A 12,927-nucleotide genomic window follows, 5' to 3' on the forward strand; every position below is an offset into this window, starting at 1 on the left:
CGATCGACTTGGCGATGTTCTGCAGCATCACCGTCTTGCCGACCCGCGGCGGGGCGGTGATCAGGCAGCGCTGGCCCTTGCCGAGCGGGGCGACGATGTCGATGACCCGGCCGGTGCGGTCCTTCAGGGTCGGGTCCTCGATCTCCATCTTCAGCCGCTCGTCGGGATAGAGCGGGGTCAGGTTGTCGAACAGGACCTTGTGGCGGACGTTCTCGGGGGCTTCGAAATTGATCTGGTCGACGCTGACCAGGGCGAAGTAGCGCTCGCCCTCGCGCGGGGCGCGGATGCCGCCATCGACGGTGTCGCCGGTGCGCAGGCCGAACTTCCGGATCTGCGAGGGGCTGACATAGATGTCGTCCGGGCCGGAGAGGTAGTTGGCTTCGGGCGAGCGCAGGTAGCCGAAGCCGTCCTGCATGACTTCCAGCGTGCCGGAGCCGGAGATCTGCACGCCTTCCTCGGCCAGGGCCTTGAGGATGGCGAACATCATGTCCTGCTTGCGCATGGAGTTCGCGTTTTCGATCTCCAGGGTCTCGGCGAAGGAGAGCAGGTCGGCGGGCGACTTGTCCTTCAGCTCCTGGAGCGACATGCGGGTGAGGCCCATGGCGGCGATGGCCTGGGCGACCTCGGAAGGACCGTCGTCTTCGTCCTCGGTCTCGGTCTCGGCGGCTTCGGCCGCGCTTTCGAGGACAGGGGTTTCGGCGGACTCGATCGGGGCGTCTTCCGCCGGAACGTCGGTGGGGGTGTCTTGGCTCATATATCTACTCGGATAGGCGACGCCGAGCGGTTCTCGGGCGCCGGGAGACTTTGGCGTTGGCGCAGGGAGGCACCGGTGAATGTCTTGGGACCGGGCCGCAGCGGCTGGCGTTCAGCGCGCGGCGCACGGGTAAAGGCGGGGCGTGGCTTCGCAAGGCGACTCCACGTGCGGTGAGCGGAACCACATGTAGGGCGCAGGGTCAAGCGAGACCATCGCATATGAATGTCACCCCGGTTTGCGGAGCAAGACCGGGGCCTATGAGCACAGGTCGATCAGAATGTGTCTCAACCGCGCAAGGTTCTGAAACCCCCGGTGTTCATGGATCCCGGACAAGCGCTGCGCGCTTTCCGGGACGACACGGTGCGGGGAGCAATGATGATGTAGGATCAGCGCTGGCCGAATTGAAGGGTGACGGCGAGGACGGCGATCGCGGCGGCCAGGAACGGCAGTTCGTTGGTGGCCCGCCAGAACTTGGCCGATTTCGGACGCTGGCCGGCCAGGAACTTCTTGTAGGAGCCGGCCAGGAAACCGTGCCAGCCGGAGATGAACAGCACGGCGGCCAGCTTCACCATCATCCAGGGCTGGAGCAGGAAGGCCCAGCCCTCGCCCACCGCATAGACGTGATAGAGGATCAGGCCGACGCCGAGGATCCAGACGATGATCATCGACGGATTGATGATGATCTTCAGGAGCTTGCGCTCCCAGACCAGGAAGTGCTTGTCGAACTCGGTGCCGGGAGGCGCGGTCTCGGTGTGGTAGGCGAAGAGCCGCGGCAGGTACATCATGCCGGCCATCCAGGCGATGACCGCGATGATGTGCAGGCCCCGCAGCAGGTCGAAATGGTTCATGTCAGGCTCCCCTCGCCTTGCAGGCGCACTTGCCATGTTCGGGCGGGCAGGTCCATGGCCCGAAGGGCGCGGGCGACGGCCCGCGATCCAGCGCCGCCAGGGTCGCCTGGGCCAGGGTGTCGATCAACGCCGGATCGAGCGTCGGGGTCGGGCTGCGCAGATAGGGCGCGCAGCCGATCTGGCGGGCCAGGGCGGCGTATTCATGGTCGAGCTCGACCAGGGTCTCGACATGTTCGGAGACGAAGGCGATCGGGCTGACCAACACACCCTTGCCGTCGGCGGCGGCGGTGCGGATGGCGTCGTCGGTGGAAGGGCCGATCCATTTCAGGCGCCCGACCCGGCTCTGATAGCAGACCTGCCAGTCGGGTAGTTCGGGCAGCAGGGCGGCGACGGCGGCGGCGGTCGCCTCGACCTGGGCCTGGTAGGGATCGCCGGCGGCGATGATCTTTTCCGGCAGGCCGTGAGCCGAGAACAGCAGACGCACCCCGCCTGGCCGGCCAGCCTTCAGCCAGGTCTGGCTGATCGCCCGGGCGTGGGCTTCGATCAGGCCCTGGGCGGTTGGGTAGCAGCAGACCGCGTGGCTGGCGCCCGATCCGCGATAGGCCCGCGCCCAGTCCTTCAGCGATGAGGCGGTGGTGGTGGTCGAGAACTGTGGATAGAGCGGCAAGAGCACGATCTGATCAGGGGCGAAGGCCGCGACCTCCCGCGCCGTCTGATCGGCGAAGGGCTTCCAGTAGCGCATGGCGATGAAGACCCGGCTCTCCAGCTCGGGCCGGGCCTGCGCCAGCGCAGCCTGCAAGGCGTCGGCCTGACGGCGGGTCTCGGGCAGCAGGGGCGAGGCGCCGCCCATGATCGCGTAGTTGGCTTTGGCCGTCTCCTCGCGGCCGCCGGCGATCATCCTGGCCAGCGGCAGGCGCAGGATGGCCGGCAAGGAAATGATCGCCGGATCGCTGAAGAGATTGGTCAGGAACGGCTTGACCGCCTCGGGGCCGTCGGGCCCTCCGAGGTTGAAGAGGACGACGGCGAGCTTCGTCACTTGCCGGTCACCCTGCGGACCGCCCGCTCGATATGCTCGACCGGCGTGTCGGGGATGACCCCATGGCCAAGGTTGAAGATGTAGGGGCCCTGGTTCCACTGGGCGATCAGGGCGTCGATACGCGCGTCCAGGGCCGGGCCGCCGGCGCGCAGCAGAAGATTGTCCAGCGCGCCCTGGATGGTCTTGCCGCCGGCCTGGATGCTGGCGCCGAGCGCGGCGCTGGCCTGGGTGTCGAGGGCGACGGCCTGGACCGGAACCTGGTCGGCGTAGTTCTGGACCAGGGCGCCGGCCCCGCGCGGGAAACCGATGAACGGCGTGTCGATCCCGGCCGCGCGGACCTTTTCGACGATCGCCTTGTGCGGGCCGATGACGATCCGCTCGAACATGTCCTCGGCCAGGTTCTCGGCCCAGCTCTCGAACAGCTTGAGCGCCTGGGCGCCGGACCTGGCCTGCATGACCAGGTAGCGGGCGGTGGATTCGACCAGCACCTCGAGCAGGGCGTCGAGTTTCTCCGGGTTCTGATAGGCGTAGGTGCGGGCCGCCTCACGCTGGGAGCCGCGGCCCTCCAACATGTAGGTCGCCACGGTCCAGGGCGCGCCGGCGAAGCCGATCAGGGCGCGCTCCGGCTCCAGCTCGGCGCGGACCCGTTGCAGGGTCTCGCCGATGTCGGCCAGACGCCCCGTGGAGGCCTCGATCTGATCGCGAAGAGACTCGATCGGCGGCAGCTCGCCCAGGCGCGGACCCTCGCCGGCCTCGAACCAGACTTCCTGGCCGAGCGCGCGGGGGATCAGCAGGATGTCGGCGAAGACGATGGCCGCATCGAGCGGGAAGCGCCGCATGGGCTGCAGGGTCGCCTCGGCCGCCATCTCCGGATTGTGGCAGAACGAAATGAAGTCGCCCGCCCTGGTCCGCAGCTCACGGTATTCCGGCAGGGATCGCCCTGCTTGGCGCATGAACCAGACCGGCGGCCGTTCCAAGGTTTCGCCTGCGAGCGCCCGCAGGAGGCGCGGCTTTGAACTTTCCGACATGCCGGCCGTTAAACCGGCTTCGGACGAAAGGCTCAAGCCCGCCTGCCCTTCTTCTTCCTTTCTATATTTTAGAAATAGGAAGTGGAGTTAGAGGTAGGGCCGTGGACGGCTGGGGAAAACAGCGCGGCCATACCCTTCGCCACCCCCTTTTCAACAAGGCGGAAACCACCTGTCCCAATCCAGGACGCGGCGCCTGTGAATTGCGGGGAAAGCCGTTAAGCCCTCGTTAGGATTTACGTTTCGTTAGGCGGTTAACGGGGAGTTAACGTCAGCGAACCGGAGTCTTCAAAGCGGGACCTTCGAGCGGGCCTGTTCATACTTTCTTAACCAACATCTCCGTGGACGGACGCCGGGTGAACGGGCCTGCTTGTCCCAAGGCTTCACAGGGCGGGCGCCCGCGCGGCGCCTATTCCCCAAAACGCTCCGACATCGTTAAGAAGGTTTCGACTCTTTCATCCCCAACTTTGCGCCGAGCAGCTTCATTTTCTCCCTCTACGCGCTGAAACGAGCCCAATGACCGGCAACCCGCGGCTTGCGACCTATTTCCACGTCCATCTGGTGTCGGATTCGACCGGCGAGACCCTGAACGCCATGGCCAGGGCCGTCTGCGCACGGTTCGAGAACGTGCTGCCGATCGAGCACATCTACGCCCTGGTGCGCTCGCCACGGCAACTGGAGCGGGCGCTGACCGATATCGAGGAAGCGCCGGGCGTGGTGATCCACACCATCGTCGACGACAACCTGCGCAGCGCCCTGGAAGAAGGCGTGCGGCGGATGGACATGCCCTGCATCGCCGCGCTCGACCCGTTGGTCTCCTCGCTGCAGCGCTATCTGGGCGCCTCGATCAGCCGGAAGGTCGGGGTGCAGCATGCGCTCGACAACGACTATTTCAACCGCATGGACGCCCTGAACTACGCCATCGGCCACGACGACGGCCAAGGCGGCCAGGATCTGGAACAGGCCGACGTGGTGCTGGTGGGCGTCTCGCGCACCTCCAAGACCCCGACCTGCATCTATCTGGCTCACCGCGGGGTGCGGGCCGCGAACGTGCCGCTGGTGCCGACCCGCGCGCCGCCGGACAAGCTGCTGGAGTTGAAGAACACTCTGGTGGTGGGCCTGACCATCTCGCCCGACCGGCTGATCCAGATCCGCAAGAACCGGCTGCTGAGCCTGAAGGAAAACCGCGAGTCGACCTATATCGACATGGAGGCGGTGCGCGAGGAGACGGTGAAGGCCCGCAGGCTCTACGAGCGGATGGGCTGGCCTGTGATCGACGTCACGCGGCGCAGTGTCGAGGAGACGGCCGCGGCGGTGCTGAACCTGCTGCACGGCGGGCACGGCCAGGTCGAGGTGATCGGCTGATGGGCGTGCAGGTTATCCTGGCCTCGAAAAGCGCCGCGCGGCGCGCGGTGCTGACCAGCGCCGGTGTGCCGTTCGAAGCGGTGGTGGCCGGCGTCGACGAGGACGCGGTGAAGGCTTCGATGCTGGCAGGCGGCGCCAGCCCGCGCGACGTGGCCGACGCCCTGGCGGAGATCAAGGCGGTGAAGGTCTCAGCCAGCCGGCCAGGCCTGGTGATCGGCTCGGACCAGACCCTGGAGTTCGAAGGCCGGCTCTATGACAAGGCCGAGACGCTGGATGCTGCGCGCGAGCGGCTGAAAACCATACGCGGCAAGCCGCACAGGCTGTATTCGGCGGTGGTGGCGGCCAGGGACGGCGCGCCGATCTGGCGCGAGGTGGTTTCGGCGACCCTGACCATGCGCGACTTCTCCGACGATTTCCTCGAGGACTATCTGGCCGCCGAGGGCGAGCAGGCGCTGGGTTCGGTAGGGTGCTACAGGCTGGAAGGTCCTGGCGCACAACTCTTTTCCAGCATCGAAGGCGACTATTTCACCATATTGGGCCTGCCGCTGATGGGTCTGCTCGACCTTTTCCGGCGTCATGGCGTGTTGAAGGCATGAGGCTGTCTGGCGCCACGCGGGTCGCCGGCGTCGTCGGCCGGCCGATCGTTCATTCGATGAGCCCGATCCTGCACAACGCCTGGCTGGCGGCGGCGGGGATCGACGGGGTCTATGCGCCGTTCTCGACCGAGCCTGGCCGGTTCACGGCCTTTGCGCAGTCGCTGCGGGGCGGCAGCGTCGCCGGACTGAATGTCACCTTGCCGTTCAAGGGCGAAGCCCTGGCCCTAGCCGACGAGGCGACTTTCCGCGCGACCAGCGCTCAGGCGGCCAATGTGCTGGTGTTCCGCGAGGACGGGACGATCTTCGCCGACAACACCGACGGCTTGGGGATGCTGGGCGCTTTCGCCGAGCAGGCGCCGGGCTTCGATCCGACCTCCGGGCCGGTCGTGGTGCTGGGCGCGGGCGGCGCGGCGCGGGGCGCGGCGGCGGCCTTCGTCGAGGCCGGCTGCCCGCAGGTGCGGATCGTCAACCGCACCGTGGCAAGGGCGCAAGAGATCGTTTCCGCGCTGGGCGGGGCGGCCTATGGCCTGCCGCAGGCGGCGCAGGCCCTGGAGGGGGTGGTCGCCGTGGTCAATGCGACCTCGGCCGGCCTTTCAGGGTCCGAAGGGCTGGACATTCCGCTGGAGGCCGCGCCAGCGGAGGCGGTGGTGATGGACATGGTCTACAAGCCGCTGGAGACCCCGTTCCTGGCGGCGGCCAAGGCCAGCGGCCGGCGCACGGTCGATGGGCTGGCCATGCTGATCGGCCAGGCGGTTCCGAGCTTCGAATACTTCTTCGGCCAGGCGCCGCCGAAGACGGTGGACGTGCGGGCCCTGGCGATCGAGGCGCTGGGGCTTTAGCTGTTGCAAGCTCCAGCCGTGCTGGGGAGCATCTTTGGAGGGACGACATGCTCATCATCGGCCTGACCGGCTCCATCGGCATGGGCAAGTCGACCACGGCCAAGATGTTCCGCGAGGCGGGGGTGCCGGTCTATGACGCCGACGCGGCGGTGGCCGACCTCTACGAGACGGGCGGAGCGGCGGTCGCGCCGCTGGAGGCGGCCTTTCCCGGCGTGACCAAGGATGGGGCGGTCGACCGCGAGGCCCTGCGCCAGCGGGTGCTGGGGAACGACGAGGCGATGAGCCGGCTGAACGCCATCGTCCATCCGCTGGTCGGCGCCGACCGGGTGCATTTCTTCAAGGACGCCGAGGCCGCCGGCGCCGACATGGTCGTGCTGGACATCCCCCTGCTCTACGAGACCGGCGGCGACGCCAATATGGACGCCGTGGTGGTGGTTTCCGCCCCGCCCGAGCAGCAGCGCGAGCGGGTGCTGGCCCGGCCGGGCATGACAGCCGAGCGGCTCGACGCCATTCTGTCGCGCCAGATGCACGACGCCGAAAAGCGGGCCCGAGCCCATTTCGTGGTGGACACCAGCCGCGGCCTGGAACCGGCGCGCGAGCAGGTGGCCGAGATCATCGCCGTGATGCGCGATCCACAGAAGCGGCCGGGTCGTGACAAGTCGCCGGCTTGATGCGTGCGGCGAATAGGGCGAGGTAAGGCGCATGGCGCGTGAGATCGTCCTCGACACCGAAACCACGGGCTTCGAGCCGCACCTGGGCCACCGGCTGGTGGAACTGGCCTGCCTGGAGATCGAAGACTACCTGCCCACCGGGCGCAGCTTTCACGTCTATATCGACCCCGAGCGGGACATGCCGCCGGAGGCCGAGAAGGTCCACGGCCTGTCGGCCGCGTTCCTGGCGGGCAAGCCGAAGTTCCGGGACAAGGAAATTCATGCCGATTTCCTGACCTTCATCGGCGATGCGCCGATCATCGCCCACAACGCCACCTTCGACCGGACGTTCGTGAACTACGAACTGGAGGCGCTGGGCGTTCCCGGCGTTCCCGAAGAGCGGTGGATCGACACCCTGGCCCTGGCGCGCAAGCGCTTTCCGGGGATGCACAATTCGCTCGATGCGCTCTGCAAACGCTTCAAGATCTCACTGTCGGAACGCGAGAAGCACGGCGCCTTGATCGATGCGCGGTTGCTGGCGGCGGTCTATCTGGAGCTGAAGGGCGGCAGAGCCCTGACCCTGGAGCTCACCACGCGCGAAATGGCCGCTCAGGCTATCGCCGTCGCCCGCGCCGCCGCCTATGGCGCGCGGCCTCGCCCCCTGCCCTTCCGTTCGACCGAGGCCGAGCGCGAGCTGCATGCGCAGTTCGTGCGCGAGGTGATGAAGAACGACGAGCTCTGGTCGAAGTTCGGGCTTTAGGGTGATCGAGCGACCGGCGCCGATGGGCGGGCTGTAGCACGCCGGAGCGTGTCGTCCCAGAAAGCGCGCGGCGCTTGTCCGGGATCCATGAACCCTCGAGTTTTCAGCATCTTGCACGGGCGGAGCATGCTTCGATCCGCCCGTGTTCATGGGTCCCGGTCTTGCTTCGCAAACCGGGATGACACCCATGTGCGAGGTCCTCCCCAAAAGGAGGAGGAATTTGGCGCTTCAGGCGTGGCCGACGGCCTCGCCGCTCAGGGCCTGGGCGCGACGGGCGGCGTAGACGCCGGCGAAGTCGATCGGGTCGAGCATGAAGGGCGGATAGCCGCCGTCCGAGGTGACGCCGGCGATGATCTGGCGCGCGAACGGGAACATGAAGCGCGGGCATTCGACCAGCAGCACCGGCTCCAGCTCTTCCTGGGAGACGCCGGTGATCTGGAAGACGCCGCCGTACAGCAGCTCGACATGGAACACCGGGCCGTCGTCGCGGGTGGCGCGGGCCGAGAGCTTCAGGTCGACTTCGAACAGGCCATCTTCGCGGCCGCGGGCGTTCATCTCAACGCCCATCTCGATCTGCGGCTGGGCGACGTTCTGGGCGCGCAGGCTTTCGGGCGCGCGCGGGTTCTCGAACGACAGGTCGCGGATGAACTGGGCGAGGATGCGGATGCCGGGCTCGGGGGCCTCCGCGCCATTGGTCTCGGGGCCGGCGGCGTCGGTATCGGTCATAAGTGGGAAAATCCGGTTGCTTGGACGTCATTCACGTCCTGTTGTCGCCCCGGCTGCTATCACGCGACCCAGGGCAAGGCAACGTCGCCCCTGACGCGCGCGTTTCCTTGCCCTATATTGGAGTTTGGACATTTTCTAAGAGCCCCAAGACGTTGCAAGTTCTCGAACTGATCATTTTCGCCGGCCTGGCCGGGGTCGTGTTGTACCAGCTCTACGCGGTGCTGGGCCGGCGCGTGGGCCGCCAGCCGGAGGATGCGGCCGCGGCCGAGAAGCTTCCGGCCACGGCGCGTCAGACGTCTGTGGCCGACCAGCTCGAGGACGACGGGGTGGGGCTGACCGGCCTGGCGGCGATCCGGCATCACGATCCGTCCTTCGACCTGGGCCGGTTCCTGGCCGGGGCCAAGGGCGCCTACGAGATGGTGGTGCGCGCCTTCGCCGCCGGCGACCGCGAAACCCTGAAGAACCTGCTGGCGCCCAATGTGATGGCCAGTTTCGAAGGCGCCATCGCCGAGCGCGAGGCGGCCGGGACGACCGAAACGGTCGAGTTCCTGCATCCGCCGCGTGCGGACCTGGAGCGGGCGGACCTGCGCGGCGACACCGCCAGCGTCACCGTCCGCTTCCTGGCCGAGTTCCGCAGCCGCACCAAGGGCGCCGAAGGCGAGGCGGTGGACGACAAGCGCACCGCCGAGCTCTGGACCTTCGAGCGCAGCCTCAAGAGCCGCGACCCGAACTGGATCCTGGTCCACGTGGACGCGGCCGAAGCCTGACGCAGGGCCTGACGCTGGGACAGGGGCCGAAAGGCTTTCGTTAACCGTTCCGCCGTTTTCCCGCCTGTATGGAAATCTAGGACAGGCTCGCGGCGCGCTTCTGAGCGGCGCGCCTGGGCCGAAACCTTGGGCCAGGATGAGGGCGACTTGGAACTTCGACATCTTCGCCGGTTGGCGCCGGCGCTGCTTCTGACCCTGCTGGTCGCCGCCTGCGCCACGCCCAGCGCCGTGCCGCCGCCGGCCCGCCCTACGCCTCCGGGACCGGGCCCGGCCCCCACTCAGCCGCCACGTCCGCCGGCGCAGCCGGAGAGCTTCGCCGAAGTGCCCGGATGGGCGCAGGACGACCATGCGGCGGGCTTTGAGGCCTTCCGCGTCACTTGCGGGGTGGCGCGCGATCCGGCCCTGGCCGAGGTCTGCCGCCGGGCCCGCGCGGCCGGGCCGCTGGACGCCCCGCGCGCCCGCGCCTTCTTCGAGGAGAACTTCCGGCCCGAGCGGGTGATCGGCGAAGGGGTGCTGACCGCCTATTTCTCGCCGGAGTACGAGGCGCGCGAGCGGCCGGACGCGGAGTTTTCCGCCCCGGTGCGGCCCAAGCCCACGGACATGGTCGGGGCCGGGACCGCGGGCAAGGAGGCGCTGCGCCGCCGCCCGGACGGGTCGACCGAGCCCTATCCCGACCGCACGGCCATCGAGACGTCGCCACTGGCCCAGGCCCTGGCCTGGATGCGGCCGGAGGACCTGTTCTTCCTGCAGATCCAGGGGTCGGGGGTGCTGACCTTCCCCAATGGCCGCCGGTCCAAGGCGGTGTTCGCCGCGACCAACGGGCGGACCTTCGCGGGCATCGCCAACCCGATGCGCGACCGGGGGCTGCTGGCGGCCAACAACACCTCGGGCGAGGCGATCCGCGGCTGGCTGGCCGACAACCGCGGGCCGCGCGCCGACCAGATCATGCGGCTCAATCCGCGCTATGTGTTCTTCAGCCTGGCCCCCGACGACGGCCGCCAGCCGGTGGGGGCGGCGGGGATTCCGCTGCCGCCCGGCCGCGCCATCGCCGTCGACACCGGCCTGACCGGCCTGGGCGAGGTGTTCTTCATCGACGGGACGGCGCCGCTGCTGAACGGCGCCTTCCCCGACTATCGGCGCACGGTGGTGGCGCTGGACGCCGGCGGGGCGATCAAGGGGCCGGTGCGCGCCGACCTCTATCTCGGGCTGGGGGCGCGGGCCGGGGCGGAGGCGGGGCGCGTGCGCCATACGCTGCGCATGCACCGGCTGGTTCCGAAGGTCGGCCCCTATAGATGAAACGGCCGATCCGCCCCGACGAGCAGAAGCTCTGGGCGATGGTCGCCGCGACGGTCCATCCCAAGCCGGGGCGGGAGGCCGAACGCCTGGCCCAGGCCCTGGCCGACGCCAAGCCCGCAGAACCGAAGAAGAGCGGCGGCAAGGTGGCCGATCCGGCCGCGCGCCTGCCGCTGGCCGAGGCGAAGCCTGCGCCGCGGCCGCCGATGCGGCTGGAGGTCGACCCCATCGAGCCGCGCCGCAAGCATCGCATCACCCGCGAGCGCGACGTGATCGGCGCGCGGATCGACCTGCACGGCATGGACCAGGCCCGCGCGCGCGCGGCGCTGGAGGCTTTCGTGCTGCGGGCCTGGGACGACGGCTGGCGGGCGGTGCTGGTGATCACCGGCAAGGGGACGCGCGGCGACGGGGTGCTGCGCCGCCGCGCGCCGGAGTGGCTGGGCGGCCCGGCCCTGCGCGGGGTGGTGGCGGGGATTTCCGAGGCGCACCGTCGCCACGGCGGCGAAGGGGCGCTCTATGTGGCGCTGAAGCGCAAGCCGCGCGGTTGACCGGGAGCCGTCGGCGGCCTTGGCCGTTATACCGGCTCGGAGGTTTCCCATGGTCAAGCCGATCGTCGTCAGCATTCCCCACGAGCTGGGCCGCGCCGAGGCCCGCCGGCGGATCGAGGCGGGCCTGACCCGCATCACCCATCAGTTCGGCGAAGGCGTGAAACTGACCAAGGCCTGGGAGGGCGACCGCCTGGCCTTTTCCGCCAAGGTGGTCGGTCAGGCGGTGGCGGGCCGGCTGGACGTGCTGGAGGACGCGGTGCGGATGGAGGTGGAGCTGCCGCCGTTCTTCGCCATGATCGCCGACAAGGTGAAGGGCCGCCTGAAGAAGGAAGGCCAGCTCATGCTCGAGAAGAAATAGACCCGGTCAGGCGGCCCATCCGGCGGGTGATCTCGACTGACCAGGCCATGTAGAGCGCCAGCGCCGCCTCGCCGAAGACGTCGTCCAGCCCCCCGGCGGCTTCCGGGTCCTCGGGTAGCATCGGCGCCTGGAAGAGCGCGATCATCAGGTTGGTCGCCACATGCGCGCCGATGGCGAACTCCAGTCCGCCCAGGCGCAGGGCGGCCCAGGCGAAGGCCGCGCCGGCCAGCGCGCGCGCCGCCAGGGCGGCGGGGTCGAACTCCAGATGCGCCAGAGCGAAGACCGCCGCATTGATCGCGACGATCAGCCAGATGTTGCGGGTGAAGGCGGCGGTCTGTTGCAGGAGGTAGCCGCGGAAGACCACCTCCTCGGCCGTGGCGGCGACGAACAGGCCGACCAGCACGGCGGCGACGTAGAAGAGCTTGAGCCCGAGGCCTGAGCCGGGATCGAGGATCGGTGGGACGGCGCCTGGATGATGGGCGGCGGCCTCGAGGGCCATCAGCACGCCGGCGCCGAAGGCGGCGACCGCCGTGCCCCAGGCGACCAGGCCCCAGCGGAAGTGCGGGGCGGCGGTGAGCCAGGTGGACAGCGGCCGGGCGAAGATCATCCGCGCGGCCAGCATCACCGCCAGGGCCAGGGCGCCCAGGCCGACCCCGAGCTGCAGCACATAGACCGCCGAGCGACGCAGCCGGGGCAGGTCGTTGACCGCGAACAGCTCGCCGCCGGTGAGGATCGACAGGCCCACAGCCACGACGAAGGCCAGGACCATCACCGCCAGCGGCGCGCCGAACGCCATCAGCACCAGCCGCGGCCAGCGGCGGTCGCGTTCGGTCAGGACCTGGAGGAAGGGAAAATCGGCGATCACGCGGCGACTATGCGCTCGCCCGCAAGGCTTGCACAGACGGCGCCCAGAACCTTCACTGTCGATCTTCGTTATCGGGGTGGCGGAGTTTGCTCATGACCTTGAAACGCGCGCTCAATCCCATGCCGGCCTTCGTGCGCCAGGCCCTGGCGGCGCGGAACCTGACCGCGGCCTATGAGGCCCGCCCGCCGTTCCAGCGCAATGACTATGTCGGCTGGATCGCCCGTGCGCGGAAGGAGGAGACCCGGCGCCAGCGGCTGGAGCAGATGCTGGACGAACTGGAGGAAGGCGACATCTATATGAAGATGCACTGGCGCCCGGCGGAGTGATTGGGGGGCGGTGGAGAGGATAGCCCGCAGCCCCTACGCATGTCGCCCCGGAAAGCGCGCAGCGCTTGTCCGGCGATCCATGAACACCTGGGCTTTCAGGACATTGCGCCGCCGGGACGGATTCTGAACCGCCTGTGTTCATAGGTCCCGGTCTTGCTTCGCAAACCGGGA

16 protein-coding genes are annotated in these 12,927 nt (G+C 68.7%); 10 read left to right on the top strand and 6 right to left on the bottom strand.

Annotated elements, in window-relative coordinates:
• From ACE3TL_RS09280 to hemE, 4 genes are all read right to left on the bottom strand, one after another.
• A partial coding sequence (locus ACE3TL_RS09280; protein ID WP_374578429.1) for a Rho termination factor N-terminal domain-containing protein occupies nt 1-754 on the bottom strand: 754 nt, incomplete at its 3' end.
• A gap of 386 nt (nt 755-1,140) precedes the next feature.
• Nucleotides 1,141-1,602, bottom strand: a complete 462-nt coding sequence (locus tag ACE3TL_RS09285; RefSeq protein ID WP_374578430.1) for a CopD family protein — start codon at nt 1,600-1,602, stop codon at nt 1,141-1,143.
• A 1-nt stretch (nt 1,603) separates the two neighbouring features.
• The gene (hemH, locus tag ACE3TL_RS09290; protein ID WP_374578431.1) at nt 1,604-2,638 is read right to left on the bottom strand and encodes a ferrochelatase; all 1,035 of its coding nucleotides are present in this window, start codon (nt 2,636-2,638) and stop codon (nt 1,604-1,606) included.
• Nucleotides 2,635-3,666: a uroporphyrinogen decarboxylase gene (gene hemE, locus ACE3TL_RS09295; RefSeq protein ID WP_374578432.1), complete on the bottom strand. Its 1,032-nt coding sequence runs from the start codon at nt 3,664-3,666 to the stop codon at nt 2,635-2,637. The genes hemH and hemE overlap by 4 nt, the downstream gene beginning before the upstream one ends.
• A 513-nt stretch (nt 3,667-4,179) precedes the next feature.
• On the opposite strand from hemE, the gene ACE3TL_RS09300 reads away from it, so the two are divergent.
• The 5 genes from ACE3TL_RS09300 to dnaQ are packed head-to-tail and all read left to right on the top strand — an operon-like array spanning nt 4,180 to nt 7,873.
• Entirely contained in the window at nt 4,180-5,028 is an 849-nt protein-coding gene (locus ACE3TL_RS09300; protein ID WP_374578433.1) for a pyruvate, water dikinase regulatory protein, read from the top strand.
• Nucleotides 5,028-5,624 (top strand): nucleoside triphosphate pyrophosphatase, encoded by a 597-nt coding sequence (locus ACE3TL_RS09305; protein ID WP_374578434.1) that lies wholly within the window; start codon nt 5,028-5,030, stop codon nt 5,622-5,624. The genes ACE3TL_RS09300 and ACE3TL_RS09305 overlap by 1 nt, the downstream gene beginning before the upstream one ends.
• Complete coding sequence (aroE, locus tag ACE3TL_RS09310) at nt 5,621-6,463, top strand: shikimate dehydrogenase (RefSeq protein WP_374578435.1); 843 nt, start codon at nt 5,621-5,623, stop codon at nt 6,461-6,463. The genes ACE3TL_RS09305 and aroE overlap by 4 nt, the downstream gene beginning before the upstream one ends.
• A gap of 47 nt (nt 6,464-6,510) precedes the next feature.
• Nucleotides 6,511-7,134 carry a dephospho-CoA kinase gene (gene coaE / locus ACE3TL_RS09315; RefSeq protein WP_374578436.1) on the top strand — a complete coding sequence of 208 codons (624 nt, stop codon included), beginning with the start codon at nt 6,511-6,513 and terminating at the stop codon, nt 7,132-7,134.
• A gap of 31 nt (nt 7,135-7,165) precedes the next feature.
• Complete coding sequence (gene dnaQ, locus ACE3TL_RS09320; protein WP_374578437.1) at nt 7,166-7,873, top strand: DNA polymerase III subunit epsilon; 708 nt, start codon at nt 7,166-7,168, stop codon at nt 7,871-7,873.
• A 228-nt stretch (nt 7,874-8,101) separates the two neighbouring features.
• Here the strand turns inward: dnaQ and secB are convergent, their stop codons facing one another.
• Nucleotides 8,102-8,599: a protein-export chaperone SecB gene (secB, locus tag ACE3TL_RS09325; RefSeq protein WP_374578438.1), complete on the bottom strand. Its 498-nt coding sequence runs from the start codon at nt 8,597-8,599 to the stop codon at nt 8,102-8,104.
• Between the two features lie 152 nt (nt 8,600-8,751).
• Here secB and timA point away from each other — a divergent pair, with 152 nt between their 5' ends.
• From timA to ACE3TL_RS09345, 4 genes are all read left to right on the top strand, one after another.
• Nucleotides 8,752-9,366, top strand: coding sequence for a TIM44-related membrane protein TimA (gene timA / locus ACE3TL_RS09330; protein ID WP_374578439.1), 615 nt, complete (start codon nt 8,752-8,754; stop codon nt 9,364-9,366).
• A 147-nt stretch (nt 9,367-9,513) separates the two neighbouring features.
• Entirely contained in the window at nt 9,514-10,662 is a 1,149-nt protein-coding gene (locus ACE3TL_RS09335; protein WP_374578440.1) for an MltA domain-containing protein, read from the top strand.
• The gene (locus ACE3TL_RS09340) at nt 10,659-11,207 is read left to right on the top strand and encodes a Smr/MutS family protein (RefSeq protein WP_374578441.1); all 549 of its coding nucleotides are present in this window, start codon (nt 10,659-10,661) and stop codon (nt 11,205-11,207) included. Before ACE3TL_RS09335 ends, ACE3TL_RS09340 begins: the two co-directional genes overlap by 4 nt.
• Nucleotides 11,208-11,256: 49 nt before the next feature.
• Entirely contained in the window at nt 11,257-11,565 is a 309-nt protein-coding gene (locus ACE3TL_RS09345; RefSeq protein WP_374578442.1) for a polyhydroxyalkanoic acid system family protein, read from the top strand.
• Here ACE3TL_RS09345 and ACE3TL_RS09350 read toward each other — a convergent pair.
• On the bottom strand, nt 11,546-12,430 hold the full coding sequence (locus ACE3TL_RS09350; protein ID WP_374578443.1) for a CPBP family intramembrane glutamic endopeptidase: 885 nt from the start codon (nt 12,428-12,430) through the stop codon (nt 11,546-11,548). The genes ACE3TL_RS09345 and ACE3TL_RS09350 overlap by 20 nt on opposite strands.
• A gap of 92 nt (nt 12,431-12,522) precedes the next feature.
• Here ACE3TL_RS09350 and ACE3TL_RS09355 point away from each other — a divergent pair, with 92 nt between their 5' ends.
• Nucleotides 12,523-12,756, top strand: coding sequence for a YdeI/OmpD-associated family protein (locus ACE3TL_RS09355; protein ID WP_374578444.1), 234 nt, complete (start codon nt 12,523-12,525; stop codon nt 12,754-12,756).
• Nucleotides 12,757-12,927: the final 171 nt, after the last annotated feature.

The organism is Phenylobacterium sp., from assembly GCF_041920015.1.
Lineage (GTDB): Bacteria > Pseudomonadota > Alphaproteobacteria > Caulobacterales > Caulobacteraceae > Phenylobacterium.

Excerpts from the sequence above, each read along its gene's own strand:
- ACE3TL_RS09285 (WP_374578430.1), bottom strand. The coding sequence starts at position 1,602 with ATGAACCATTTCGACCTGCTGCGGGGCCTGCACATCATCGCGGTCATC.
- hemE (WP_374578432.1), bottom strand. The coding sequence starts at position 3,666 with ATGTCGGAAAGTTCAAAGCCGCGCCTCCTGCGGGCGCTCGCAGGCGAA.
- ACE3TL_RS09300 (WP_374578433.1), top strand. The coding sequence starts at position 4,180 with ATGACCGGCAACCCGCGGCTTGCGACCTATTTCCACGTCCATCTGGTG.
- ACE3TL_RS09305 (WP_374578434.1), top strand. The coding sequence starts at position 5,028 with ATGGGCGTGCAGGTTATCCTGGCCTCGAAAAGCGCCGCGCGGCGCGCG.
- aroE (WP_374578435.1), top strand. The coding sequence starts at position 5,621 with ATGAGGCTGTCTGGCGCCACGCGGGTCGCCGGCGTCGTCGGCCGGCCG.
- coaE (WP_374578436.1), top strand. The coding sequence starts at position 6,511 with ATGCTCATCATCGGCCTGACCGGCTCCATCGGCATGGGCAAGTCGACC.
- dnaQ (WP_374578437.1), top strand. The coding sequence starts at position 7,166 with ATGGCGCGTGAGATCGTCCTCGACACCGAAACCACGGGCTTCGAGCCG.
- secB (WP_374578438.1), bottom strand. The coding sequence starts at position 8,599 with ATGACCGATACCGACGCCGCCGGCCCCGAGACCAATGGCGCGGAGGCC.
- ACE3TL_RS09340 (WP_374578441.1), top strand. The coding sequence starts at position 10,659 with ATGAAACGGCCGATCCGCCCCGACGAGCAGAAGCTCTGGGCGATGGTC.
- ACE3TL_RS09345 (WP_374578442.1), top strand. The coding sequence starts at position 11,257 with ATGGTCAAGCCGATCGTCGTCAGCATTCCCCACGAGCTGGGCCGCGCC.
- ACE3TL_RS09355 (WP_374578444.1), top strand. The coding sequence starts at position 12,523 with ATGACCTTGAAACGCGCGCTCAATCCCATGCCGGCCTTCGTGCGCCAG.